Source organism: Saccharolobus shibatae B12, from assembly GCF_019175345.1.
GTDB lineage: Archaea > Thermoproteota > Thermoprotei_A > Sulfolobales > Sulfolobaceae > Saccharolobus > Saccharolobus shibatae.
Map to the genome: position 1 here is coordinate 803,492 of NZ_CP077717.1, position 26,995 is coordinate 830,486.

28 protein-coding genes are annotated in these 26,995 nt (G+C 34.9%); 18 read left to right on the top strand and 10 right to left on the bottom strand.

Features of this window, described 5'->3' with window-relative positions; translation table 11 throughout:
* Window positions 1–6: 6 nt before the first annotated feature.
* The 5 genes from J5U23_RS04485 to J5U23_RS04505 form a co-directional block, all read right to left on the bottom strand.
* The gene (locus J5U23_RS04485; RefSeq protein ID WP_218259626.1) at window positions 7–240 is read right to left on the bottom strand and encodes a sulfurtransferase TusA family protein; all 234 of its coding nucleotides are present in this window, start codon (window positions 238–240) and stop codon (window positions 7–9) included.
* Window positions 241–411: 171 nt separating this feature from the next.
* Window positions 412–774 (bottom strand): hypothetical protein, encoded by a 363-nt coding sequence (locus J5U23_RS04490; protein ID WP_218261280.1) that lies wholly within the window; start codon window positions 772–774, stop codon window positions 412–414.
* Window positions 775–828: 54 nt separating this feature from the next.
* Entirely contained in the window at window positions 829–2,136 is a 1,308-nt protein-coding gene (locus tag J5U23_RS04495) for a phenylacetate--CoA ligase family protein (RefSeq protein ID WP_218267096.1), read from the bottom strand.
* Complete coding sequence (locus J5U23_RS04500; protein WP_218259629.1) at window positions 2,136–2,519, bottom strand: Zn-ribbon domain-containing OB-fold protein; 384 nt, start codon at window positions 2,517–2,519, stop codon at window positions 2,136–2,138. Before J5U23_RS04500 ends, J5U23_RS04495 begins: the two co-directional genes overlap by 1 nt.
* A 6-nt stretch (window positions 2,520–2,525) precedes the next feature.
* A complete protein-coding gene (locus J5U23_RS04505) occupies window positions 2,526–3,689 on the bottom strand; it encodes a thiolase domain-containing protein (protein ID WP_218267097.1) in 1,164 nt (387 codons plus the stop codon).
* A 61-nt stretch (window positions 3,690–3,750) separates the two neighbouring features.
* Between J5U23_RS04505 and J5U23_RS04510 the strand changes: the two genes are divergently transcribed.
* The 11 genes from J5U23_RS04510 to J5U23_RS04560 all read left to right on the top strand — a co-directional run bounded on the left by J5U23_RS04510 (window position 3,751) and on the right by J5U23_RS04560 (window position 14,371).
* Window positions 3,751–4,548: an enoyl-CoA hydratase/isomerase family protein gene (locus J5U23_RS04510; RefSeq protein WP_218267098.1), complete on the top strand. Its 798-nt coding sequence runs from the start codon at window positions 3,751–3,753 to the stop codon at window positions 4,546–4,548.
* On the top strand, window positions 4,535–5,284 hold the full coding sequence (locus J5U23_RS04515) for an enoyl-CoA hydratase-related protein (protein ID WP_218261284.1): 750 nt from the start codon (window positions 4,535–4,537) through the stop codon (window positions 5,282–5,284). Before J5U23_RS04510 ends, J5U23_RS04515 begins: the two co-directional genes overlap by 14 nt.
* Entirely contained in the window at window positions 5,285–5,665 is a 381-nt protein-coding gene (locus J5U23_RS04520) for a hotdog fold thioesterase (RefSeq protein ID WP_218259633.1), read from the top strand. It abuts the gene before it with no gap.
* 98 nt (window positions 5,666–5,763) lie between these two features.
* A complete protein-coding gene (locus J5U23_RS04525) occupies window positions 5,764–6,774 on the top strand; it encodes an aminobenzoate oxygenase (RefSeq protein ID WP_218267099.1) in 1,011 nt (336 codons plus the stop codon).
* Between the two features lie 42 nt (window positions 6,775–6,816).
* Window positions 6,817–7,761, top strand: coding sequence for an AbrB/MazE/SpoVT family DNA-binding domain-containing protein (locus J5U23_RS04530; protein ID WP_218267100.1), 945 nt, complete (start codon window positions 6,817–6,819; stop codon window positions 7,759–7,761).
* Window positions 7,762–7,904: 143 nt separating this feature from the next.
* Window positions 7,905–10,070, top strand: a complete 2,166-nt coding sequence (locus J5U23_RS04535) for an ABC transporter substrate-binding protein (RefSeq protein ID WP_218267101.1) — start codon at window positions 7,905–7,907, stop codon at window positions 10,068–10,070.
* A 92-nt stretch (window positions 10,071–10,162) separates the two neighbouring features.
* Entirely contained in the window at window positions 10,163–11,194 is a 1,032-nt protein-coding gene (locus J5U23_RS04540; protein WP_218267102.1) for an ABC transporter permease, read from the top strand.
* Entirely contained in the window at window positions 11,187–12,083 is an 897-nt protein-coding gene (locus J5U23_RS04545; RefSeq protein WP_218261287.1) for an ABC transporter permease, read from the top strand. The genes J5U23_RS04540 and J5U23_RS04545 overlap by 8 nt, the downstream gene beginning before the upstream one ends.
* 9 nt (window positions 12,084–12,092) lie before the next feature.
* Window positions 12,093–13,058 carry an ABC transporter ATP-binding protein gene (locus J5U23_RS04550; RefSeq protein WP_218267103.1) on the top strand — a complete coding sequence of 322 codons (966 nt, stop codon included), beginning with the start codon at window positions 12,093–12,095 and terminating at the stop codon, window positions 13,056–13,058.
* Window positions 13,051–14,022, top strand: a complete 972-nt coding sequence (locus J5U23_RS04555) for an ABC transporter ATP-binding protein (RefSeq protein WP_218261289.1) — start codon at window positions 13,051–13,053, stop codon at window positions 14,020–14,022. Before J5U23_RS04550 ends, J5U23_RS04555 begins: the two co-directional genes overlap by 8 nt.
* Window positions 13,964–14,371, top strand: coding sequence for a PH domain-containing protein (locus J5U23_RS04560; RefSeq protein ID WP_218259636.1), 408 nt, complete (start codon window positions 13,964–13,966; stop codon window positions 14,369–14,371). The genes J5U23_RS04555 and J5U23_RS04560 overlap by 59 nt, the downstream gene beginning before the upstream one ends.
* Before the next feature lie 35 nt (window positions 14,372–14,406).
* Here the strand turns inward: J5U23_RS04560 and J5U23_RS04565 are convergent, their stop codons facing one another.
* Together J5U23_RS04565 and J5U23_RS04570 are read right to left on the bottom strand one after the other, a co-directional pair.
* Window positions 14,407–14,877, bottom strand: coding sequence for a peroxiredoxin (locus tag J5U23_RS04565; protein ID WP_218267104.1), 471 nt, complete (start codon window positions 14,875–14,877; stop codon window positions 14,407–14,409).
* 57 nt (window positions 14,878–14,934) lie between these two features.
* Window positions 14,935–15,828 carry a S1C family serine protease gene (locus J5U23_RS04570; protein ID WP_218267105.1) on the bottom strand — a complete coding sequence of 298 codons (894 nt, stop codon included), beginning with the start codon at window positions 15,826–15,828 and terminating at the stop codon, window positions 14,935–14,937.
* Window positions 15,829–16,023: 195 nt separating this feature from the next.
* Here J5U23_RS04570 and J5U23_RS04575 point away from each other — a divergent pair, with 195 nt between their 5' ends.
* From J5U23_RS04575 to J5U23_RS04595, 5 genes are all read left to right on the top strand, one after another.
* Window positions 16,024–16,524, top strand: coding sequence for a DUF4382 domain-containing protein (locus J5U23_RS04575; protein WP_218267106.1), 501 nt, complete (start codon window positions 16,024–16,026; stop codon window positions 16,522–16,524).
* Window positions 16,525–16,579: 55 nt separating this feature from the next.
* Window positions 16,580–17,236 carry a DUF5752 family protein gene (locus J5U23_RS04580; RefSeq protein WP_218267107.1) on the top strand — a complete coding sequence of 219 codons (657 nt, stop codon included), beginning with the start codon at window positions 16,580–16,582 and terminating at the stop codon, window positions 17,234–17,236.
* The gene (locus tag J5U23_RS04585; RefSeq protein WP_218259641.1) at window positions 17,233–18,438 is read left to right on the top strand and encodes a glycosyltransferase; all 1,206 of its coding nucleotides are present in this window, start codon (window positions 17,233–17,235) and stop codon (window positions 18,436–18,438) included. Before J5U23_RS04580 ends, J5U23_RS04585 begins: the two co-directional genes overlap by 4 nt.
* A 100-nt stretch (window positions 18,439–18,538) precedes the next feature.
* The gene (locus J5U23_RS04590) at window positions 18,539–19,603 is read left to right on the top strand and encodes a hypothetical protein (RefSeq protein ID WP_218267108.1); all 1,065 of its coding nucleotides are present in this window, start codon (window positions 18,539–18,541) and stop codon (window positions 19,601–19,603) included.
* A 45-nt stretch (window positions 19,604–19,648) separates the two neighbouring features.
* Window positions 19,649–20,230, top strand: coding sequence for a hypothetical protein (locus tag J5U23_RS04595; protein WP_218259643.1), 582 nt, complete (start codon window positions 19,649–19,651; stop codon window positions 20,228–20,230).
* On the opposite strand, the gene J5U23_RS04600 is transcribed toward J5U23_RS04595, so the two are convergent.
* Window positions 20,227–21,489, bottom strand: coding sequence for a hypothetical protein (locus J5U23_RS04600; RefSeq protein WP_218267109.1), 1,263 nt, complete (start codon window positions 21,487–21,489; stop codon window positions 20,227–20,229). The genes J5U23_RS04595 and J5U23_RS04600 overlap by 4 nt on opposite strands.
* Before the next feature lie 220 nt (window positions 21,490–21,709).
* Between J5U23_RS04600 and J5U23_RS04605 the strand changes: the two genes are divergently transcribed.
* Window positions 21,710–23,200: an ABC1 kinase family protein gene (locus J5U23_RS04605; RefSeq protein WP_218261291.1), complete on the top strand. Its 1,491-nt coding sequence runs from the start codon at window positions 21,710–21,712 to the stop codon at window positions 23,198–23,200.
* An 11-nt stretch (window positions 23,201–23,211) separates the two neighbouring features.
* Here the strand turns inward: J5U23_RS04605 and hsp14 are convergent, their stop codons facing one another.
* Window positions 23,212–23,586 (bottom strand): archaeal heat shock protein Hsp14, encoded by a 375-nt coding sequence (hsp14, locus tag J5U23_RS04610; RefSeq protein ID WP_218259646.1) that lies wholly within the window; start codon window positions 23,584–23,586, stop codon window positions 23,212–23,214.
* Window positions 23,587–23,768: 182 nt separating this feature from the next.
* Window positions 23,769–23,963: a hypothetical protein gene (locus J5U23_RS16065; RefSeq protein ID WP_240781355.1), complete on the bottom strand. Its 195-nt coding sequence runs from the start codon at window positions 23,961–23,963 to the stop codon at window positions 23,769–23,771.
* A 71-nt stretch (window positions 23,964–24,034) separates the two neighbouring features.
* Between J5U23_RS16065 and J5U23_RS04615 the strand changes: the two genes are divergently transcribed.
* The gene (locus J5U23_RS04615; protein WP_218267110.1) at window positions 24,035–26,995 is read left to right on the top strand and encodes a hypothetical protein; all 2,961 of its coding nucleotides are present in this window, start codon (window positions 24,035–24,037) and stop codon (window positions 26,993–26,995) included.

The window sequence follows — 26,995 nt, forward strand, 5'->3', positions numbered from 1 at the left end:
CATCTCCTATTTGCTTATCAATAACACGTATTTGTTACCTTCTTGTGATTCTTGAACGATCTTCAAACCCCTCTTTTTACTCCACAAAGTAATGTCCTTTTTAGTCGCATCATCACCCAAAATAACCTTAACAGCCTCACCCTCTCTAAGTTCATCAACAACACTACTCAACTCGCCAATAGGTCCAGCACATGACGAACTAGTTAGATCAAGCTCCTTATATATCTTAAGAGTACTCATCTTTTAGACTCACCTATATTCTATGTTACATTCATACTTTATAAATATTACGTTTATTTCAACAATATATTTTTTCAAGAATGTTATTACTTAATTTAGTTATACCTAAAATTACAAATGTTTTAAAATTTAAGTATGTCTAGACTGTATATAATTATACACAAAACTATATTATGAAATTATAATCTGGAAATCTCTATTAACTAAATCAGTAAAAGCGTAATGATGCTCCTCATCTCCAATCAATTTTATTGTGTTAGATAGTTTATCCCTAATGTTCAAATGAGGTGGAGATGCGCAATAACCGCACGCACCTAATACAATGCCTTCTCTTAACGCCTTTTCATAGGCCGGTCTTAATCCTTTATAGGGACTTTCAGATATTGGTATTTTAGTACCTAATCCGTCAAAATAGACGTAGACCTCATGTCCTTCTTTCTTAAGCTCTACTGCGTAGTGTAGGGCATGAGCTGCCCTTATGGATTCAGATAAATTATTTGGATCATCCATTATTACGAAAAGAAGTTTAGCCATGTTTATTATTTCTCTTAATTAGTTTTAAAATTAACTATTTTTGCTTATTATAAATTACTCTTTAATAACTACCCTCTTAGATTTACCCTCAAATCTAGGCAATGTGCCCAAACTTACAAATTCCACTTCTGGCGTTACAAATGCTACTGTTCTAATTTCTTCTATCAGTTTTTCAACTAACTTTTCTGATGGTTTTTCAGTTTCTACTTTAATTATTAATCTATGCTCTCTATTAGTCTTATCGACAACTATTTGAAACTCTTTCACTTCCTCGTAAGACATTAAAACATTAGCAATAGCAGTAGGGAATAGCTTAACCCCTTTATAGAATATAACATCATCTAATCTCCCCTTTAACATTCTGATCTTAGGAAACGGTATTTGATCATCGCTTTCAATAAGACTAGTAATATCTCTTGTTCTATATCGGATTAGAGGCATTGCCTCCTTACTAAGCGTGGTTATCACCATTTCCCCTTCTTCATCTTCTGAAACTCTCTCACCGGTCTCCGGGTCAATAATTTCAACCAAATAATGATCAGCCCATATATGTAACCATTCGTGATTATCGTCTGGACACTCTTGCGCAACCCCTGGTCCTAAAGCTTCAGTCAAACCATAAATTTCTAATGCTCTTCCTCCCCTAGTCTTTAGGCTTAATTCGTCCTCAATTCTCTCCAACATCTCTTTTGTCATTGCCTCAGCACCGGGAATTGCTAGCCTAAGTTGCAATTCATTCTCAGCATCTATGTTAAGTTTACGCAGAGTCTCAGCAACTAGCAATTCATAAGAGGGAGTACCAGTTATTACAGTAGCTTTAAAATCCTTTAATGCTCTACCTAACGCTTCTGTTCTACCGGTACTCCACGGTATTACCTTTGCACCTATTCTCTGAATACCTTGATGCAAACCTATCCCACCAGTGAATAGTCCATAACCATAAATGTTCATAACAATATCGTTCTTTGTAACTCCAGCAGCGACTAGACTTCTTGCCACGAGGTTCGACCACACTTCAACGTCACTCCAAGTGTAAGCGTTTACTGTAGGAATTCCCGTTGTCCCAGACGTCATGTGCCATCCAACTAAATTTTCAAAAGGTACCGCCAAGAAATCACCACCATGTGGATAAGCATGCCTCCTTAGATCATCCTTATATGTAAAAGGAAGTTTAACCAAATCTTCTGGGGCTTTTATATCATCTAGCGTTAATCCCCTTTCTTTAAACAACTTATGATAATATGGGGAATTCTCATAAACTCTCTTGATTAGACTCCTAAGTCTAAATCTCTGAACTTCTCTAACCTCTTCCTTAGTTAATGCCTTGGGATCTACCTCATTATAAGTTAACTTAAGGCTCATCAAACCACCTCACCAATTATTCTCGTGTCATCCGTAGTTAGCCTTACCTTACCGCCCACCTTAGGCTGACCTTTAATCCACGCCATTAGATTTATCCCATCTTTCGTCCTCACTATTCCTATAATGTAATCCTTATAATTTTCGAAACCTTGGGGTTTCTGAGATACTATACTATATGTCATTATTTCACCCTCATTAGATACCTTAATCCACTCCATCTCGTTCTTACCACAGTTGTAACAATCCTTTTGAGGGGGAAAGTAGACTGAACCGCAATTCTTACATCTAGTAGCTACGATTTCCCCTCGCTTTACAGCTTCAATAAATTCGTCGGGGTAGTTAATCTTGTACTTTATCGATAACGGTATTGCATCTACTTGCATTCAAGATCACCTTCTTAAAACCATAACATATGCAAAGTGACCAGTACCGCCTACATTGTGGACAAGCCCGATATACTTTTTAAGAGGCTGTTGTAATTTGTCAGCCTCATCCCTCAATTGTTTAGTTATCTCGTAAATCATCGAAAGTCCAGTAGCCCCTAATGGATGTCCCTTAGCTTTTAGACCACCGAATAAATTCACTCCTACTTTGCCTCCTTTCTCGCTTTGCCCCTCCTCTATGAACTTGCCTCCCTTTCCCTTTTCTGTAAAACCTAAATCCTCGTATCCCATTATCTCAGCTATTGTAAATGCGTCATGTACTGTTGCTACTTCAATATCGTTAGGAGTTACCTTAGCCATGTTATAAGCTTGCCTTGCCGCCAATTGAGTCGCTTTAAATCCAACCCACTCTCCCCTTCTTGCAACGTAAGCGTAGTCATTCGCATAGCCAATTCCAGTTATCCAAACAGGGGAATCAATTTTCAATTCCTTCACTTTCTCCTCTGATGCAAATATTGCAGTGGCCGAACCATCACTTATGGGACAAGAGTCAAGTAGCTTTATTGGCCATGAGATTACTCTGGACTTGAGAACTTCTTCTACGGTAACTGGTTTTTGAAAGTGGGCTTTAGGGTTCATTGCACCGTACTTATGCGCTTTTACCGAAACTAGAGCCATCTGCTCTTCAGTCGTACCATAAACTGCCATATGTCTTGTGGCATAAAGGGCGTAATAGGTTGGGAAGGTAGTTCCATAAAAGTGGTATTCCCATTGGTAATTACCCCCTCTACCTCCTATTGCCAACGATGTTGAAGTGTCAACTTCAGTCATCTTATCAACTCCTACAGCCATTGCCATATCAACTAAGCCAGAAGCGACAGCGGTATATGCAGATAAGGCTGCGGCTAATCCCGTAGCACACATTGCCTCTACACGTAAGGGAACCTTCCCTGTCAATCCAGAGTATTCAGCAACAATTGGAGCAGGGTATAATTCTATTCCCCTATAAGCAGTACTACCTACAACGACTAGCCCTATATCACTTTGAGATACGCCACTATCATTTAATGCTTCTTTAATAGATTCCCAGGCTAACTCTTGAACGGAAACGTCATCTCTTCTCCCGAATTTTGAATTACCTACTCCTATTACAGCGACTCTTCTTGTCATATTGGACTAACCAAGATTTCTTACAATACTAAACTATATAAACTTTTGTGAATAGTACTATATGCGGGTGAATTACATATATATGTATAGTACAATACAAATAGAAGTTAGAGAAAATATAGCAATTATAAAACTTAACAGACCAGATAAGTTAAATGCAATCAACTTCCAGATGGTTGATGAACTAGTTGATGCCTTGAATAAGTTAGATAGTGATGACAAGATTAAGGTCGTAATAATAACAGGGAATGGTAAAGCATTTTCTGCGGGGGCAGATGTTAAAGAAATGCTGGAAACGCCTCTCGAGGAAATAATGAAAAAGGGCCATATGCCATTATGGGAAAAATTGAGGACATTTAAAAAACCAGTGATAGCTGCATTAAATGGTATTACAGCTGGAGGTGGGCTGGAACTGGCAATGGCATGTGATATTATAATTGCTTCAGAATCTGCAAAATTAGGTCAACCGGAAATAAACTTAGGGATCATGCCAGGAGCAGGGGGAACTCAGAGATTAACTAGGATATTAGGGAAGTATAAGGCTATGGAGCTAGTACTCACTGGGAAGTTAATTGACTCTAAAGAAGCGGAAAGATACGGTTTAGTGAACAAGGTAGTACCAGATAATGCGTTAATTGACGAGGTAATTAGGTTAGCAAAGGAAATAGCTGAAAAACCAATGATATCCTTGATGTTAGCCAAAGAGGCTGTTGCCAAAGCATGGGACACCTTACTACAACAAGGATTGGATTTCGAAAGAAGGAATTTCTATTTGGCTTTAAGCTCAGAGGAAGCTAAAGAAGGCATGAGAGCGTTTTTAGAGAAGAGAAAGCCCAGGTGGGAGAATGATAAAAGTTGAGAGTAGGGAAGGTTATGCAATAGTCACAATGAGTAGAGCTGATAAACTAAATGCATTGAACTTGCAAATGAGAAATGAATTTATATCAAAACTTAAACAAATTAACGCGGATCCGAAAATTAGGACTGTAATAGTAACTGGAGAAGGAAGGGCATTTTGTGTGGGGGCTGACGTAAACGAGTTCGCCCCGGATTTCGCCATAGACTTACGGGAGACATTTTATCCAATAATTAGGGAGATTCGTTTCTCAGATAAAATCTATATAGCTGCAATAAATGGCGTTACTGCTGGAGCTTGTATAGGGATAAGCTTATCTACAGATTTTAAATTCGCCAAACGTGATGTGAAATTCGTTACTGCATTTCAAAGACTTGGACTAGCTTCAGATACTGGAGTAGCCTATTTCCTTTTGAAGTTGACTAGAGATCAAAGAGCTTATGAAATAGCTGTCCTAGGTGGAGAATTCACTGCTGAAGAGGCTGAGAGATGGGGCTTATTGAAGGTGTCGGAAAATCCGCTTCACGATGCTGAGGAGATGGCTAATAGAATAAATAATGGACCATTTCAGTCTTATATTGCTGGAAAGAGGATGGCTAATCTAGTATTATATAATGATCTAGAAAGGTTCTTAGAGTACGAATCCGCCATACAAGGCTATTTAGGCAAAACGGAAGATTTTAAAGAAGGTATATCATCGTTTAAAGAGAAAAGAGAACCTAAATTTAAGGGAATTTAAATGCTGAAAGAAAGTCCTTTCCTTAAATTTCTTGACATAGAATTAGAGGAGATAAGAGAAGGCTATGCTAGAGTTTCTGGAGTTATAACTAAAGATTTCCTAAACGTACATAACACTGCCCATGGCTCGTTTATCTTTGCTATTGCTGATGCCGCTTTCGAGTACGCTAGTAACTTTACCCGTGATTCAGTAGCCTTACATATGGATATCGATTTTAGAAGACCTGTAAAAGAAGGGGAGAAAGTTATAGCAGAGGCATTTGAGGAGAGTACCGGAAAAACTACTTCTCTATATAGAATAATTGTAAAAAATGAAGAGGGAAAGCTTGTAGCATACGTTACTGCTTTAGTTTTCCATATTGATAATAGGAGAGAAGTCTAGTTTCCATCCTTTTTATAGTGTACTTAATCTTCTTTAATTTCGTAAAGTATCTGGAAAAACTTATATATTAGAATCAATAACATATATATGGTGAACGGATGGATATAAATTATGAAAATGATCCAATATATCCAGAAAATAATGTCTATCCACCGACATGGGAGTTTGATGACGAGAAAGCCATGAGACTTTATAGGAGAGCTAAAAAGGAGCAGTGGGACGAGGAAGATTTGAACTGGAAAAAGTACGAGGAGATAGTTTCAGGCCTTGATAGAAAACAGAGATTAGCGTTAGCGTACTGGTGGGCTCTGCTATCTAACTTCGATAATGCTACACCGGTATTCGCTTACGCATTAGTTAAAGCCAGTGAAAGGAGTCTACCAGTAACTATCAGAGCTCTCCTAACAACAATAACTTATGATGAAAATAGGCATAACATACTGTGCGGATTTGCAATAGAAAAGGCTATGAAAGGATTTCCCTTTAATTTCAAACCGCAAGACGATTTGGAAAGAAAGGCTAAACTTAACGTCGAGTGGGTTTGGTGGAATGGTTCTAGATATTGGAAAGGTTATGTTGAAGCTTATAATAAATACACCTTGGATATTTTATTCACCTCATTTATGATGGGCGAAGCTGCAGCTACAACAGTATTTAGCGGAATGAAGGATAAGACTAAAATACCTACCTTTAAGGATGCCTTTAGAAATTTAACTGTAGACGAGACTAGACATTACGCTTTTACCCATCTTATATTAAATAATAACTTGAATAAGATGAATGAAGAGAAGAAGATGTTTGTAACTAAACAGATGAGAGCCGGATTTGTCTTCCTATCGCTGATAACCTATAAGCCTCCTAAGGAGTTCTGGAAATTACCTCCTTGGTATGAGGAGATACATGAGAAAATGGAGGAGATAGCAATTGATGCTGGTTTAGGATTACCAACAATAGAGGAGAGAGAAAGGATCTGGAGAGAGGCTGTGGCGAGGGTTGCTAGCAATGTTAAGAGGTTTAACGTTAAGGTTCCATCAATGCCAGAGATTGGGATAAATGGAGACGAGGATATAGAACTAAAAGAAGACGATTTAGTAGCTGCAATATTCTAAATTCGCAAACCTTTTTATTAGGTCTTTAATTTTTATATATTAATGGAGAAGAATCTGAGAAGAAGAATTCAGAAGATTAAAGGTGGCAGTTACATAATAACATTACCTCCAGAATGGGTTAGGAGAAATAGCTTAGATGCTAAAAGTGAGGTTTTTGTTATAGAAAAGGATGGGGAACTACTGATAAAACCTATAAGGGATTACATTACCAAGAAGACCATCGATCTTGATCTTATTGACTTAGAAACTAGTAAATACTTGATAACAGTATATTACATGCAAGGGATTTCAGAAATAGAAATAACATCGAAGTCTGTAATATCAGCCTCTATAAAAGATGAGCTGAAAAATTTGCAATTGTACTTACCAGGTTTAGCTATTGAGAGTGAAAGTTTTAACTATATCACGTTCAGAGTTCAGGATAGTGTTAATAGTAATCTGGTTGAAAGGATGAAAACTTTCTCTAGTAAATTATTGATACTACTGGAGGATCTGGAAAAGATAATTGAAAACCCTAACAAGGAAATGGCTGTAGATTTGAAAAATCGAGCTGAAGAGTTAAATAAATTATACAATTCGGTAATAAGGGAAATAGCCCTAGTCTCACAAAAAGAGGAGGAATTTGAGATAAAAAATCTCCCGACTAGAGATTTAATACTCTATGCTATAGCAATGCGTGACATGGGAAGAATGCTATCTCACATCAAAACTGCATCCCTAGCCGTAACTGAATGTGTAAATACATCTAATAAAGAACTAAAATTCATAGTCAAAGCCATCGTGAATATGTTTAAGAGATCCCAAGAAGTGTTCTTTGATAAAAATATAGATCACATAAGGGATATAAGAGAAAACATGAAAGAAATAAACAAGATAGTGTATGGAAACGAGATAGAATGTAAAGAACTGGCAAGAGAATTGGCTAGAATAGCAAGCTATTGTGTAGCTCTAATGGATGATGGAGTACATAAAAGTGTTAAGATATAGTGTAGATATTTCTCTACGGTAAGATCAAGTAAATTTTAATTCGTAAAGTCCTATCATTACTATTTTAAAAAAGTCTACATATAAACGATGCATATTTCCATAAATTTTTTAAACATAAAATGAGAAGCTTCTTGGGATTATAAATGTCTAATCTAAAGGGTCTAGCTTTTTTATTAATAATTTTAACAGGCATAATTATACCATCACTATTTTTCTTACAGACTTCAGCACAAACATCACTCACAATATCTCCATCAAACTCATCTATACTTGTTGACGTCTCCCAAGTAGCGCCTCCAGATGCACTTGACCCAGCGACTGGTTTTTACGTTCAAGATGGACCATTATATCAAGCAATCTTTCAAGAGCTAGTGGAATTTAACGGTTCGAATTACTTACAAGTTGTCCCAGTTATAGCCCAGAACTGGTCAACAACAAACTATGAGAACTGGACATTCTACATCAGACATGGAGTATACTTTCCAGATGGAGTACAAGTAAACGCTAGTACTGTTTGGTTCTCCTTCTACAGGACTATACTAATGGGGCAAGGTCCTGGTGTAGCTAACTATATTGAACTATTATTCAATTCAACTCAATATGGGCAGACTGGATATGCCTTACCGTGGGGTGTCGCAGCAGCAATACAAAACGTTACTGGATTACCAACTACTAAGAACGCAACACTAGCTGCGAAGGTACTTGCATCAATACTATCCCATTTCAATGCCGCAAACACTACAATACAGAAAATCATGGAATACCCATACCAAGCAGTAGTAGTTAAGAGTCCTTATGAGGTTGAGATAAGTACACTTGAACCCTACAAGTACTTCCTATTAGATATAGCTAGCTGGTGGGGAGCAATAGTTAATCCAGTCTTTATTGATCAACATGATGGAGTTCAACCAAATACTCCTAACTCATATATTAATGACAATGGTATGAACGGAACTGGTCCTTATGTGATTAAAAGTGTGGGACCTAGTTTATCTGAGATCGTATTAGTGAAGAATCCACACTATTGGGCCGCTAATTTATCTAACATACCAGCTGTAGCTCAACCTGGACATATACCAATTATTGACATAAAATACGGATTAAGCCACAATGCTAGAGTGGAAGATTTTGCAACGAATCAAGCTCAAATTTCGTATGTTAGCTTGCCATTCCTACAGCAAATGTACTCTGCATATCAGTATAATAAATATGTAAGTTTCGATCAAATATTTGCGAATTTAGGTTATGAGGCAGCAGTGTTCTATATTGCAATGAATACACAAATCTTCCCTACTAACATTACTGCATTTAGGCAAGCAATAGTTCACGCTATAAACTATACTGCAGAGTTAGATATATTCAAATTCCAAAATCAAACGCTAGCAATAGAGTATTTAGGTCCAATATCCCCAGTTTTCCCACTTTATAATGAAGTTATGCAACTAGATAAGTTACATCCCTACACCTATAACTTATCCTTAGCCTTACACTACTTAAATGAAGCTGGATACGAGGGACACTTCTATGTTGTATTGCCTAATGGAACTACGATAGGTGATACCAATGGTAAGCAACTAGGCACATTAACTATATATGCTTTAGCACCTGTGAATGAGTTAGAGCAAGAGCAATTAACAATAGTTCAAGAAAGTTTGCAAAAGATAGGGATTTCAACATCAATACAATATGTCTTACCTTCCGTAACCGATAACTGGATAACACCAAATGGTACACCAGCGCTAATAGATTTAGGGTGGTTCCCAGATTGGCCAGATCCGATTTTCCAAGAATTAATAGCACAAACTGATGTATTATATGGTGGAATATCTGGAGATTTAGCCTGGGTTAATATTTCAACATTACAGCAGATATATGAGAATTTACCATTCTTAACAAACCAGACACAACAAACTTTAGAGGTTGCTAAAGTATATCAAATATTGTATCAAGAAGCGCCATATGCCTGGTTACCAAACCCTGTAGTATATTACTTTGTCCAGCCTTATGTGAAAGGATTTGTATACAATCCATTCATAGGCTATTACTATAACTTAATGTACTATCAACCATATACTGTAACCATATCAACTTCCACTAGCATAACCTCTACTACTACAACTAATTTTGTCACTACTTCAACAAGTACTGTAACTACTACACCAACTCAAGTAACTAGTACAGCGACAACTACCTCATCCTCATCATCCACACTACTTTATGCCACAATAGGAATAGTAGTCGTGATAGTTATAATAGTAGTTGCGATAGTCCTCTTAAGAGGAAGAGGTAGAGGAGGCCCAGGCTTTTAAAAGTCATTCCTTTTTTCTTTTTTTTCCTTTCCACGTTACTCTGAGAGAATAAATATATTAGTACCTTCAAACTTTATTTAAATGGACATGGTATGTCCATAAATACTGTTTTCTTTATCATAAGAAGGATCATTAATGCTTTCATTACCTTAATATTACTAATTATATTAGTTTTTATTATGATACATATCATAGCACCAAATCCTTTAGCATTGGCAAGGCTATATACTGGGCCACATGCAACTTATACAGAGTTAGAACAAGTAGCGAAACAATATGGACTAGATCAACCTCTTTATATCCAAATAATTAACTACATAATTAACATATTTCATGGAAATTTAGGTATAGATCCAACATATAAGGTACCAGTAGTAACGCTTATCGGCAAATATTTGCCAAGAACCCTAGAATTGGTAATACCCGCAACGATACTTTCCGTAGTTATTGGTTTATTCACTGGTGCCATAGCAGCATCAAACAGGAATAAACCACTGGATTATCTAGTCCGTGGCGTTTACTTAGTTACTTGGGCATCTCCGCCATTCTTAATCGCTGTCATATTACAGTTAGTGATAGCATATTATCTCAGATTATTACCCCCTACCGGTACTGTTAACCCTGTTCTTACTCCACCAAAGTCTATAACGCCTTTTCCCTTGCTAAACGCAATGTTAGCAGGAGATTGGCCTTATTTTTCTAGTCTAGTTCACCATATGGTCTTACCAGTTATAGCAATAGCATTAGTGAGTTTTGGAATAGTAACCCGAATAGCCAGAGCCTCAATGCTAGACTATATGGAGTCTGATTTCGCTAAACTTAGTCTTATGAAAGGACTAAGTAGAAGAAGAGTGGTATATGGTGTGGTTCTAAGAAATGCTTCAATACCATTAGTAACCTTAATTGCGTTACTTTTCGGATACTCGGTAGCGGGAGCAGTTGTAATTGAGGATATATTCCAATATCATGGAATGGGGTATTTCATTACTCAGGCTATAGAAAGTCTAGATTACACGTCAATTTTGGGAACAACAGTAATTGTTGGAATTGCTATAATTATAGCAAATCTAGTTGCAGATATACTTTACGGGGTTCTAGATCCAAGGGTGAGGATAGTTGAGTGAAAGTTCTGGAATTAGGTTTATGCTAAAGGCTTTAATTAGAGATAAGGCTGGATTATTGGGCTTAATAATAGTAAGCCTATTTCTATTGTGGTCTTTAATACAAGGAATATTAGAGATATTGTCCAGTTATCTTAGGAAACAATCTTTAGGTTATATACTCCTTCCACATAATCCCTTTCAATATAATTTGCAGTTAGCCTTCCATCCTCCTTCTTCTACTTTTCTTTTAGGTACTAATGCAGAAGGAGAGGATATTTTTTCAAGGATTTTATATGCACTACCCAGAGATGCATTCGTAGCCATAGTAGTAGTGTTTTCAGCAATAATCATAGGAGGAATATTAGGAATACTCGCAGGATATCTAGGTGGTATAATAGATGAAATCTTAATGAGGGTTACAGATGCCTTTCTATCCTTACCGGCATTAATATTAGTTATTGCAATAACTGTACCATTAAAGGCTACGTTCTTCGCTACCATATTAGGCTTGGCAATAGTATGGTGGCCAACCTATGCTAGATTTTATAGAGCCCAAACGTTAAGGATAAAGAATATGGATTATATTTCTGCAGCTAAATTAAGTGGAGTCTCTCGAATATCATTGTTCTATAGATATATCTTTCTAAATTCCGTAGATCCTATATTAGCTTATGCTGCACTGGACTTTGGAAACGTAATATTAACTTATTCAACCTTAGCGTTCCTAGGAATAGGAATAACACCACCAATTCCAGAGTTAGGAGAAATGGCTGCAAATGGTGTTACTGGTTTACCGCAGTATTGGTGGTGGGCCTTATTTCCGGGATTAACCATTTTAATTATTGTTATAGGGTTCGTACTATTAGGTGACAGATTACAAGATGTGGTAGCTGGAAGAATAGTCTATTAGGTGAATAATATGGTATTGCTTCAGATTAGGAATTTGAACGTTTATTATAACACAATAATTAGTTGGATTAAAGTATTAAGCGATGTAAATCTAGATATAGAAAAAGGGGAAATAGTAGGAGTTGTTGGAGAAAGCGGTTCCGGAAAATCCACACTGGGCCACGCAATCTCCAGAATCCTACCACCGAATGCAATAATACGAGGAGATATTATAATAGATGGGGTTAATTTAGCTAAGTTAAAAGATAATGAATTGCAGAAATATAGAGGAACATGGGTTTTCATGATATTTCAAAATCCATTAAACAGCTTAAATCCAGTAAAGAAAGTAGGCTCTCAGCTCTTAGAAGCAGTTAAAATAAGATATCAAAGAGAAGGAAAGAAAGTTGAAGAAGCGAATCTAATGAAAGATGTTATTGAAGTTCTCAAAGATTTAAGACTTCCAGATCCTTATTCCATTATTGACCGTTACCCTCACCAGCTCTCAGGAGGACAAGTTCAAAGAATAGTTATTTCAATGGCGTTATTACTTAAGCCCAAACTGCTCATAGCTGATGAACCAACATCTGCATTGGATGTTACCATACAGGCTCAAGTGGTTAATCTATTCAAGCAATTAAATAAGGAGATAAATACAAGCATTCTTTTTATAACACATGACATTTCCTTAGCTTACGTAGTTTCGGATAGAATAGTAGTAATGTATGCTGGAAGAATTATGGAGGATGGAAAAGTTGAAGAAGTCTTAAAGTCACCAATGCATCCATACACACAAGGGTTAGTGGCAAGTATACCAACTGGAGATAAAAATCAAAAGTTAACTGCAATTCCAGGTAATCCGCCATCGTTTTTTGCATTACCTACTGGATGTAAGTTTAGTAATAGATGCAGTAAAGTTTTTGATATTTGCAGAAAGAAGGAACCTAACATTAGTGAGAAAAATGGAAGAAAAATAAGGTGTTGGTTATATGAGTGATAATGTACTTTACAAGGCAATCAACATAAGCAAATATTATCTTGCAAAGAAGAGGGGAATACTGGAGTCATTAGCTAGAGAACCCCCAATATATGTTAGAGCATTAGATAACGTATCCGTGGAGATAAGAAGAGGTGAAGTCTTAGGTGTTGTGGGTGAAAGTGGTTCTGGTAAAACCACATTAGGTAAAGTACTAGCTACACTAGAAAAACCCACTAGTGGAAACTTATTCTTTATGGGAATGGAGGTAAATGATCATAACGTAAATCATGTTAGAAAACATATACATATGGTTTTTCAAAATCCTATGACATCCATAAATCCAAGAATGAAAGTCAAGGATATAGTTAAAGAAGCTATGAAGGAGAAAAGGGAAGAAAGAATCAAGAAGGTATTAGAGGAAGTTGGGCTAGATTATAATTACGTAAAAGATAAGTATCCTAGAGAACTATCTGGAGGGCAAACACAGAGAGTTGCAATAGCTAGAGCGCTTGCAAAAGAGCCGGATTTTTTAATTCTAGATGAACCAACTTCGGCTTTAGATGCGTCAGTACAAGCGCAAATCCTTAATCTACTTGTAGACTTACAAAAAGAAAGAAAACTCACATACCTCTTCATTACCCATAATATTGCAGTAGCTAGATACATCTCTGATAGAGTCATAATTATGTATGCTGGAAAAATTGTGGAAGAAGGAAATACAAAAGAAGTTATTTCGGAACCAATGCATCCATATACTCAATCACTGCTTAGCTCAGTACCAGAATTGGGAAAGAAGGAGCTTAAACCACCTAGCGGAGAAGTGCCCAGCTTAATAAACCCACCTAGCGGATGCAGATTCAATCCTAGATGTCCTTTTGCTATGCCAATATGTAAGGAAAAGGAACCACCATTGGTGGAAATAAATGGAAGAAAAGTCGCTTGTTGGTTGTACGAAACCAACTGGAAGAAGGCTTCTAGTTGAGGGAACTATTATACTTGTGATTTTTTCTTTATTCTTGGAGATAACTAGCATAATTAATTATCTTATTTTCGTTGGAATATGGTACGCTATATTATTTATTATAATTGCGTGGTTCAAGAGCCATACTTACTGTATCTTGGAAAAAGAGATAATAATAAAATCATTCTTAGGTAAAAAAGTAGTCAAAGCAGAAAATTTTAAAGAAACATTTATATCACAGGGACCTATAGCGAAGAAATTGAATTGTGGCTCAATTTACATTATATTAAAAAACGGAAAGGCCACAGTCTTATATGATATAAAAAACCCAGAAAAATTCCTTGAAAGAATTCAGAATTCCCGCCCTTAAGTCATCACGTTATCAGTGCCTAGCCATGACATCATTTAAGATAATTTAGATACAATGTCTTTTATCTCATCGTAGTTTGGTTCCTTTGTTGGATCTTCGGAAACCCACTTATACCTTATTATACCGTTTTTGTCAATTACGAATACTGATCTCTTAGCGAGTACATATCCCTTTAGGATTGGCAATTCACCAGCTACACCATAGGCTTTTACAGCTTCTCTATTAAAATCACTAACAATAGTGAAATTTAGCTTATTCTGCTCCTTAAACGCCTTATTACTAAATGGTGGATCTACACTAACTCCTATAACTACTGCATTAACTTCGTTAAATTTAGCCATAGAGTCCCTAAAAGTACACATTTCTTTCGTACAAACTGAAGTAAACGCAGCAGGGTAAAATGCTAGAACTACTACTTTACCTTTGAAATCAGATGGTATTTTAACTTTTTTTAAATCTGTATCTACTAATTCTAATTCCGGAGCCTTCTGTCCTATTTCTACCATATAAAAGATTTAGCAATGAGAGATAAAAAGCTCAACACTAAAAGACTTTTAAAAAGTTTAAGTAGATATTCCAGGAACTGGTATAGAAAGATCAATCTCCCTAGAATCCCTTAGCATTTTTACATTAACTTCTGAACCAACCATCTCTTCCAGTATTGCTAGTAAATCTATAGGAGATTTAACTTCTTGGTTATCGACTTTTAGTATAATGTCACCTCGTCTTATGCCATATTTATAGGCACTTCCATTTGGATCTATGTTAATTACAAGTAAACCACTTTGTTTCCTTACTCCCAGATACGTCGCTAATGCTTTGTTTAACTTTATTACTCCAACTCCTATATAAGGTCTTATATATCTTCCAAACTTCATGACGTTTTTCACGAAGCTATCAATAAGTTTAGACGGTATTGCAAAACCTATATTCTGAGCTTCTCTTATCATGGCAGTAACAGTACCCACGACCTCACCTTTGGTATTTATAAGAGGCCCTCCACTATTACCAGGGTTAACGGCGGCATCTGTTTGAATCACATATATAGGAAGACCATTAGGTGTCATTATAGCCCTTTCTTCACTGCTGATTATTCCCATGCTCACACTGTATAAACCCAAAGGATTTCCCACTGCTAATACTACCTCTCCAGTTTTGTATTCCTTAGCGAATTTCAGACTAGGCAAGTTTAGTGTAGTGCTCAACATTGCTAAATCATGATAGGGATTTATAGCAACTACTTGTGCTTCCTCTCTAAATCCATCTTCAGATATTACTACTATCTCTTCAGCATTTGATATAACGTGATAAGATGTTATTAGAACATTTTTCCCTATAGAGTAGCCGGATCCTATACCTTCAGCAACTTGAGGCATAAAAAACTGGTCTAGAGCGATCTGCTTCGTTATTATGGTGACCACTGATGGAGTTACTTTTTCTACTAAATCCTCATACATCGTATATGTTAAGCTTGGCAAGCTATTTATATTCTTTCACCTTACGAGAAAATAGAAAAAGATACTTAAAAATATATAAATTGTTGAAAAACCTACAATAGTCTTCATTACATTCTTCTAAAGTCTGAAATACCACCAAGTGGAACGAAAATAAACTCAAAAATCCTTTTAAGGTATCTGATCGACATTGAACCTATGAATAAGGGAATAATAGGCTTCGTAATAGTGTTATTAGTATTAGTTAGTGGAATATACTACGGTTACTATTACTTTACTACTGGAGTTGTAAATGTATACGCTCAAGATCCTCCAACCACTCAAGGAGACAAAATATACTTAACCATCTCTTCCATTATGATACATAAAGTTAATGCCAGCAATGACTCTTGGATAACAATTTCCAATAAGACAATTACTATACTATTAACTTCTAATATGACATTTCTAGCCTCTTCTAGAATACCTTCTGGGGAATACAATGAGATATTTCTAGAGATATCTGCGGCTCAAGTTCAACTTGGAAATATCAATATCTCAGCGAAAATACCTAGCGGAGTATTTAAAATACATATTATAAACGGTATGGATCTAAAAGGAGGTTCTTCACAATCACTACTGATAAGCTTTCCTCATATAACCTATACCAATGGACAAATAATAATAAGTCCTTCAATTACTGCTGAAGTTATTAGCTAAATTACAATATCATATGTAGATAGGTTAATATGCTTTAGATACTCAAATATACTTAATGATGGATCTAGACTCAAAAGGTAAAGGAACACCTTTTATCTTTTACGCTGCTTACTATCCTCCACTTTATTCTAAACTTAAAGCCAAAACTTTAAGGGAACTAGTTGAGGGTATCAAGAAAGCTGACAAGTATACGTTATTTTACCACGTTTTCCACCCAATTTTTAGTTCTCATCTTATACCGGAAGAGTATTCTAATGATTTCGCACACTGGATAGCTGAGAGTTTAGGAGATAAAGAATTAGCCGAATTGGTTTCTGACATACCCGGTGCTGAGCCTAGAACTATAGAAGATATTAGAAATGATTTGATAGAAATTCTGGAACCCAGAGTAGATGAGAGAAGGGGAATAGGGGACTTTGTGTTTGTTTCATGCATGCCAATAGTATACAAGACAAATTACATTGCAAATACTCTTGCAGAGTTCTTAGATTTAATACAGACAATACCCGGAAGAGCACTGGTTTGGCATTTTGTAAGCAAAAGAGTACTTGGAATTTCAAAGAGAAATGATTTTTCAGAATGGCTAGATTCTAATTTTGGACTCTCAGAACTAGCTGAGACATTAAGCAAGATTGACCCACAAACCTATATTGATGAGGAAGTGCTTAGGAGAGACATAATTAGAATATTAGAAAGGTGGTTGTTAAGATGATAGATAAATACGTAGAATTTATAGGAGAGCATGAGCTCGATGCGATCTTTAAGATAGCGGAAAAGATCAAGGACCTATCAATACTTCACGTAAACTCCACTAAGGCAGGAGGAGGAGTAGCTGAGATATTAAATAGAATGTTGCCTTTAATGAAAGAATTAGGTCTCAATGTTGATTGGAAAGTAATAAAAGGGGATAGTGAATTCTTTAACGTAACCAAATCCTTTCATAATTCGCTACAAAATGGAACTGGAAACATACCAGAGGAATACTTTAAAATTTACGATAAATGGCAAGAGATAAACCTATCTGAAATTCCATTAGATTACGATATAATGTTTATACACGACCCTCAGCCTGCGGGGCTTATAAAATTCAAAAAAGGTAATAATAAGTGGATTTGGAGATGTCACATTGATATTTCAAATCCTTATCCATCAGTATGGAACTTCTTACAGAAGTATATTTCACAATATGATAGCATGATAATCTCAGTTCCCTCGTTTGGGAGAGATAATATCGAGATTCCGCAATTTATAGTTCCCCCATCAATAGACCCATTAAGTGTAAAGAATAGGGACATCGCTGAGACTACTGTATTCAGAATATTATATAAGTTTGGTATTAATCTTGAAAAACCATTAATAACCCAAGTATCGAGATTTGACTATGCTAAAGATCCTTTAGGCGTTATACAAGCTTATAAGTTAGCCAAAAGGCATGTAGACATACAATTACTATACGTAGGAAGTCCAGCTACCGATGATCCAGAAGGTGAAAAGGTTTACAATGAAGTAGTTAAGGCTTCCGAGGGACATAAAGATATACATCTCCTAATGTTACCGCCATACAGTGATTTAGAAATAAATGCATTTCAAACAGCATCTACGGTAGTTATGCAGAAGTCTATAAAAGAAGGTTTTGGTCTAACTGTAAGTGAGGCGATGTGGAAAAGAAAACCGGTAATAGGAGGAAATACTGGTGGAATTCCTTTACAAGTGATAAATGGAATTACTGGTTTCCTAGTCAATAGCCCACAAGGAGCAGCACACTACATAATATATTTAATTAGAAATGAGGAGATAAGGAAGAGACTCGGTATTAACGCTAGGGAACACGTAAGGAGGAATTTCCTCATAACTAGAGAATTGAGGGACTACCTAATGACAATAGCCTATGTAGCTAATAGACACAACTCTTAACTTTCTTCTCACTCTAATGAGTGAAATTTGTTTTCTCTATATCGTGATATTATATGAAAAAGTCTAGAAACCTTATAAACCTCTATTCTTATTTTATATAGTGCCAAGATCTTCCGATGTTAGACTAACGCCAATTAGCGAAAGCCTTAGGGAAAGAGCAGAGGTCATCATGAGGATGTATGGAATAGAGGATGAGAAAGATTTCTACACTAACGCGCTTATGAGTATCATGAATATGATGGAAAAGGATGAGTCTTTATTGGGAGTAGACCTCTGCTTTCTCGTCCCTTATATTCTGATTCACGAGAACTTTTCGTTTGTCCATTATTCCTATATAGAGGATAAAGTTGATTTGCATTCCGATGATGAGGTTACAAAATATCTAATTAAAAAATATTTTAGTTTCATAAATCCAATATATCTAAAACATCTTCTTGAGTATTTAATTCCATCCACATATACCCCGCTAGTAATTAGGAATGGGAATAATTTAGTCTATAAAATCAGTTTAAATAATATAAATAAAAAATTACGAGAATATGTAGAAAATTTTCTACAGAATATTGTTGCAGTATTAGACATAGGAAAGATAAATAGCTCTAAAGACAATCTAGAAATAATTGCATCATATCGGTCTCTTATAGATTTTGCAAACCAAAATCATCATCTAGTGAGGGTTGAAAGCAGTGTGATCAGTAAGAGAAATCAAATAATAGCTAAATTCAATCTCAAAAATGATATTAAATCCGATAAATTCGTAAACGATTGGTCCCTATACCAAATACTCACAATATATGATACTTTGTTCAAAAATAATTTACTTTTATATAACATATTGGATAGACTAAATGATATTTACACCTTGTTCTTAGAGCTGAGAAAAACAGGCCATATTTTATATCCTAATATAAGAGGAATCGAATATATTAATTATAGATTATTAGAGAAGGAAATAATCAACAAAAACCTTGACATTTTTGCCCTTCTTATGAGTCCTAAAATTAGAGTAATAAAGATAAATAACCAAGAGCTAATTATTGCAGGCTTAAATGATTTTGATCAGAACCTCTCTAATTTTATAAGATATACTTTAAATGAAACAGAAATAGAAAAAGGTAGTCATGGATACTTTAAAATAAGAACGAATGAGAGAATATTTTCATAACTGAAATGCAAAACCCATAATTACTTTATCCCACCAATTAAACACATGACATTACAATCTCGACCTTGGAGGATTAGAAGCGATATTTGGGAGAAATTGGATGAGATTTGCATAAAACTAGATAATAAGAAATCATATAATTGTACAGATAAGATAATACAGAGCGCGTCTGAACTTATAATGGAAGATATCGATATAACTGATATTAGTATCAGAAATTCAATAGTTGGAATTAAATATCTCATTTCATCTAATGTGTTCTATAATCTTATCTCAAATATACAAGACGAAAAAATATACAAAGAAATAGCCAATTCGTTGTTGTCAACAATAACTAATAAAGTGCAAGAGACATCTTTACTGTATTTAGAGAACTTTGAAAATAATTGCAAAGAGAGGTCTATCTTAGAGAACGTTATAAGAGGACTAACGTATATTCTAGGAGAGAACATAAAATTAGTTGCAGATGGAAAAACAAGATTTGAGATAATTAATGCATCAACTAATCCAAATATAATCATGTTCCTTCGCATAATAACGGAAATTCTTGATGAGAACTTTCAAATAATTGAATTGGATGATAGTTGTAAAAATGATAGGATTTGCATAAAGCTAGATTTCTGTTAATCACCCATCAATTCCTTCACTTTGCTTGACACACTATCTTCACATTGTTCAGAGTAATATATGTAAATCTTATCTCTATCTATCTTTATAATAGTCGCGTTAGGATCTAGACCAATACCAGTTAGATCGATGTTATCACATTCACCCTTGTATCCACTTAATATATTACCAATACTTTCCTCTTTTCGTATAATCTCAGCTAGAGGCTGTTTTACTAAGTTAAATATCTGTCCTAAGCTATACTCAGCTTCTTTTAATTCTAAATGCTTTATAAGATAGTTCAACTCTATCATTACTTCGTCTATAATCTGATTGGAGATTCTTCTACATGTTGGAGAAGTTAAATTTAGAATATTTCTCAAATTATCAATGCTAAAAGGCTTTTCAACTTTATACTTCTTTACTAAATGCGTAGCAAGGACATAGTAAGTTGCGCCTTCTAATAATTCAACATTCTCTATTAATTTACCATCTCTTATTTCCAAGTTATTCATAACTATATCCATAATTTTCTCTTCGCTTAATAGCTTCTCTAGGTCTATTCTATTCAGAATATGAAGCATTACTAGAGGATAACAATTTTCTATACAAAAACCAAGTCTCCTAAATTCAGCCCTTCCTACAGGCTGAGGTAAATTAGTTTGCTTTTCGGACTTCATTATCTTCATTTCTCTTAAGAAGTATTCAGATAGTTTAATACTATATATATTCTTAAGCACATGGCTAATTAATTGTATAGAATCGCCCTTTTTAGCTACTTTCGTATAGATATAGTCTTGAACTTGTTGTGTGAGAAGTGAATCAATTATCGCTATTTCTAACGCCGCTAAAACTACTGTAGAAAAGGAAGAAGTAGAATGTGATACATCTAAAAGTATTAAACTAGGTAAGAAATTCTTTAGAACATCATTTATTTTCAGATAAGAGAAGAATAGAGAAGTGCCAAAACTTACTGAGTCCTCAAAAGGTATTACTTCAACTGTGATATTGTCACCGAGTTTTAAGGTTTCTAAAATATTACTAGCTAATTCATTATAATTATTGAATTTAACATTAAATCTTGTTTTTATCTCAGTTGGAACAAGAGTTAAAATTTTAACTTCATGTCTTTCTTGTTCTAGGAACTTCTTTTCAGCTAAAAAAGTATACTTAGAGCTAATTCCCACTGGTGGATTTGTCCAATTTGTAACTTCTATAGGTTCAATTTCACTTTCTTCTTCCGATACCTCAGTTAATGGGGCAATTATTAGTATTTTCACGTATATCGATAACTAACAGAATTATTAAATTCTTCCTAAAATAAACGTACAAATAAGCAAGATAATGGAATTCGTGATCATATCTAACTTCTTTTGCTTATTCTAAGATTAATTGCAACATTTAATCTTCATGAGCTTGAGAAGAATTTATTTCGAATCTAATTACGGTGATGTAACAACTTTGAATAGGCACAAATACTTCCATTTTACCATTATACTTGTGATTAAAAGATTACTGAAAGTATTCTTTAAATTGACGCCTAGAGTACTAGCATATAGGGCGTTCAGAAATAGAATCCTAAAGGAAATGCCAATTGATGAAAAGGAGATAGCCGAAGAAGCTAAGAAATTTGTTGACACTTTAATCGAACTAGGCCCCACATTTATCAAGTTTGGACAAATTCTTTCAGTTAGACCTGATATCATGCCGGAAGCATATATAAAGGAACTGGCCAGATTACAAGACGATGTCCCACCTGCTCCATTTAACCAGGTAAGTAAAATTATTGAAGAGGAACTAGGTGATAGCGTAAAAATTTTGAAAGAGCTATCCTCAGCCTCTTTAGGTCAAGTTTATCTGGGGGAGTATAAAGGGAAGATAGTTGCAATTAAGGTAAATAGGCCTAGAATAAAGGAAATTGTTAATGAAGATATTCAAGTAGTGAAGAAATTATTGCCACTTCTTAGATTTGTATTTGATGAATCATTCACTGAAATAATAAAGGTATTCCTAGAAGAATTTTCTAGAAGAATATTTGAAGAAATGGATTATACTAAGGAAGCATTTTATTTAAATAAGATTAAGGAGGAGTTGTCCGATTACCCATCCTTAAGAATACCTTCAATAGTAAAGGCTACTAAGAGAGTGTTAGTGATGGAATATATTAAAGGGTATAAAGTTACAAGTGAAGAAGCAAAAAAGATAGTCGATACCAGAGTATTGGCGTATAGAGTATTTAGATTGTTTATGTATATGTTACTAAATAAGGACTATTTTCATGCAGATCCTCACCCTGGTAATATAGCCGTAGATGATCAAGGGAATTTAGTACTCTACGATTTTGGGATGTCTGGGAAAATAGATGAAAAGACTAGAAATCTACTGATAAGAGCATATGTGGCAATGATTAGAATGGATGCCGATTCGCTAGTGAGGGTGCTGGACGAGTTAGGTGCAATACAACCTTTCGCGGATAGGAGGGTATTAGCGAAAGGACTGAAGCTTTTCATGCAGGCAATGCAAGGAATAGAAGTTAGTGAACTAGAGCTGGAAGATTTTATGAAATTAGCTGATCAAGTATTCTTTAAGTTCCCACTCAGAATGCCTTCTAAACTTGTTCTACCTTTTAGAATGATTAACGTTTTAGATGGAACTTGTAGAGAAATAGACAAGGATTTCGACTTTGTTAAATCTTCGATAACTTTTTTAGAGGAAGAAGGATATACAACAAAGGTTGTTATAGAACAAGTAAGAGAAATAGTAGATGGAATTTGGAATAGGTTTAGGAGCTTTCTACTGTCATATTCACAACAGCAAGAACTGATAAACATACAAAGTAGTAGAAGAGGTAGTACAATAGTTAATTATATTCCTCAAACGATATTGGTTATAACGATAATATTTTATGCAATAACAAGAGATATTATAATTACCCTACTTATGGTCATTCTAGCGTTATCAATATCACTCAGTGGAAGAAAAAATACATAACTTAAGGAGAATTACTCTATTTTGATTGATACCGAACCCTCTACGGGTATCCTTATAGTCAATACTCCATTTTCATATTTAGCTGTAACTTGAGAATCCTTCCTAACCTTCACCGGTAAACGAATTACCTTATGTATCTTAAGAGGCCTCTGAGTAGTATATTTAGTGCCGGTATACTGTATTTCCCTTTCGGCATTAATTATCAGTTCGTTCTGTGCAGATAGCCTTACACTTATCTTATCTTTATTAAAACCAGCTAAATCTGCTACTACTACTAACTCTCCTCCTTCTTCATACATATCTATAGGCGGAATAACTGATTCATAGAATTCTCTAGATAGTTCATCTAACTTTTTACCTATTTCTCTCATTATTACATTCATCATGACTTATCACCTTCTTATCCTCCATAGAGCCTTGAGTAATCTGTATATTAGGTACCATCTTAGAATTCTTCTCATAAATATATCTTAGTGGGATTGCGATATAAATATTATTAACATCAAACATATCTGCTCAGTTAGCATGGCTCGGGTTCATCACAGATCAAGCCGAGCCCTTCTCAGCATCAGAGCAAAACCAACGTGAGTATTACGAATGCTGTAGCTATTGCAACTAATGTAGAACCAATAATATATAAATCATTCCTAACTCGCGGAAAGAGATTAAAGTAAGCCAGGCCGACATAGGTAACTCCAAAGATAGCCATGATTAAGGCTATAATAACGAAGGAAATCTTAACAAATACTATTGGTGGAATCATTTAACATCATATTCTTTATTCTCAAGCTGAGTATATATGTCTTATGGTAATGGAGATAATTAACAAATATTATGATTCTGATATATAGTACTACTGAAGAAAGTTCTGTTGGAAAAACACTTAAAAAGTTTTATATAAAGACAAAAAATATGGAATGGAGAGTAATTATCATAACAATTCTTTTAATTATATCTCTTATACCATTAACCTCAGTATATCATAGCAACGCCAAACCCTTGCCATTATCTCCGTTAAATTCTAATGACCCGGGGATAACTTTCTACGATGAGCAAATATTCATGGCATTAAATGCGTATCCAGTTAGTACAAATTTAATAGCTTATGTAAAAGTAATTTCGCAAACCAGCGATTCTGGTTACGGTCCAGCATATTTGTTAAACGCAATAACCAATAATGACTGGTGGTATCAAATTGGTGTAGCCTATAATTGGCCTTATACAAATGGTTCATTTGACCCAGGATTCCATATGATCTACATGGTTTGGAATAGCAGTGGGGATTCGGTAATTGGACCAGTTTTGCTTAGCTTTAACGGAAATGTGAATAATGGAGATGAGATAATGTTGGAAATTGAAATATCGAATGGTAATATAGTACTTTCCGCCTATGATAATAGTACCGGTGCTAAAGCCGTTGCGACTGTTAACGCCAACGGTGCATCGAGTATCGTTACAGATCTTAACTTTTTACATGGCTACATAACTGGATTAATGACGGAATGGTATCACCTTAGAGCATATTTTGGAGGTGAACTCGGAGTGGTGTATAGATTACAATATTTAACAACTAGCTTCACTTTAGGTATTAATGAAATGTATTTAACCTCCCCTCCACAAAGTATAGCGTCTAATGAGGTAGCATACTCAGTCTCAAATAACTATACCTTCTATGATTTATCCTATATAGGAGCATATGCTGCGTCAAATGGATATTACTTTATAACTGGCGATTTATACCCAATATTCTTAAACTATAAGGTGATTGGAGGCAGTTTTAATATACCAATAAACGTTACGTATTTTTACGACAGTTTTAAGGAGACGGTGAGATTACCTTCCTTGATTTTTGTAGACTCTAATTCTAATATAAGTTTACCATCTATGGTTTTAAATGGATTAAGTAGGATTGTTAGTTTAAATTCTACGCCAATTCTGGCAAATAGAAGTGGCAATCTAACAGTATACTATCAACTTCAGTATTTTATTAATATAAACGTCCCAGTAAACGCGAGTATTAATGGAATTTATACAACTCTAAGCAGTGGGTGGTATAACGCATCCATAAAAGTTGCAATCAGCCCATTTACATATTATCCTAACAGTTCGAGAATAATGGTATTTTCATATCCAACGAGTCAGTTTACACTAAATAATCCTATTAATCTTACCGTAACTTATATTTTACAGTATTACGTACACGTTAACTCATTAATCCCACTTTTTGGTTCAATAAATGGTACTAATAGTACGATTTTCTCAGGATGGTATAATCAGAATACGATTATACAAATTTATAACATAACATTCTATCAGAGTAATGAAACTAGAGCGATAATTACTAAGATTTTACCTGCAAATAAAATCCTCGTAAACATGTCTTATACAATAACTGTAGATGAGTTGGTGCAATATTATATTGCTGTGAAATCGCAAATACCTATTTATGCACTCATTAATGGAAGTAACAATACATTAACCAGTAACTGGTATAATAGAGGGACAACTATTAATGTAGAAAACATAACATATTATGGACCAAATAACGAATATAGAGACATAATAATTGCTATTTTACCTTCCAAAAATATTACGGTTGAAAATCCAGTCACAATATCAATCATAACGGTAAAGCAGTATCCTCTAACTGTTTATTCCAAGGTTCCAGTTTACGCATTAGTCAATGGTACTAACGAGACGTTACAAAAATACTCTTGGTTCAATACTGGAAGTAGAATACAGATAGAGAATATCACATACTACATAAATAGTACCGCAAGACTCCTCATGGAAAAAGTTTTACCCTATTCAAACTTTACATTACTTCAACCAATCAACATAACTATAATCACACTACCTCAGTATTTCTTAAATGTTAGTAGTAACTATCCCGTTTACATATTCTTCAACGGTAAAAATGCTACCCTAAGTAACGGATGGTATAATAACGGTACTGAAATTGAACTATATCCGACCTGGTATATCAATCAAACTGAAAGACAACACTTAGTCAGCATTAGTCTAAATGGAAAGTCGACTTCCGTTGCTGTTATAATAATTAATGAGCCAATCTCATTAAAACTACAATACGTGCTACAATATTATATAGACTTAATTTCCAATATACCAATTAAAGCCTTAATCAATTCAACCTTAGTTACTTTTAGTCCAGGGTGGTATAATACCGGAACGCCTATTTCTTTCGTAAATATGTCATATTATGTTTCCAACAATACGAGATATGTAATATTATCTATAGTACCATTTAACTTTACAGTAAATAGAAGCATAACTGTAAAGGTAACCACGATAAAGGAATACTTAGTTACTGTGAATACACCCGTATTGATTACAATATTAAATAGAACCGTAAATACAAGCGAAATATGGGTACCAGCTGGACAAATTATATCAATATCTAAGTACGTCAATATTAGCAATAATGTAAGGATATTTTATAACACTACTTCATACCTAATAAACGTAACCCAACCAACTAATATTAATGTTAAGCCAGTAAAGGAATATTTGGTAACTATAAATGGGAGTTCAGAATGGCTCCCAAGTGGAAGTGTGATAACGTTAACCCACTCTATACCGATATACGAACAAGGCAAATGGATAGGCACTTATAACGTTACTAATGGTATGACAATAACTGTAAATGAACCAATAACTGAGACTTTGGTAAAGACTGTAAATGGGACTTTCATAGGAGGTATCGTGATAGTAATTGCAATTGTCATTTTAGGAATATTGCTCTTAACTATAAGGAGATCCAGACCAAAGTTCTAA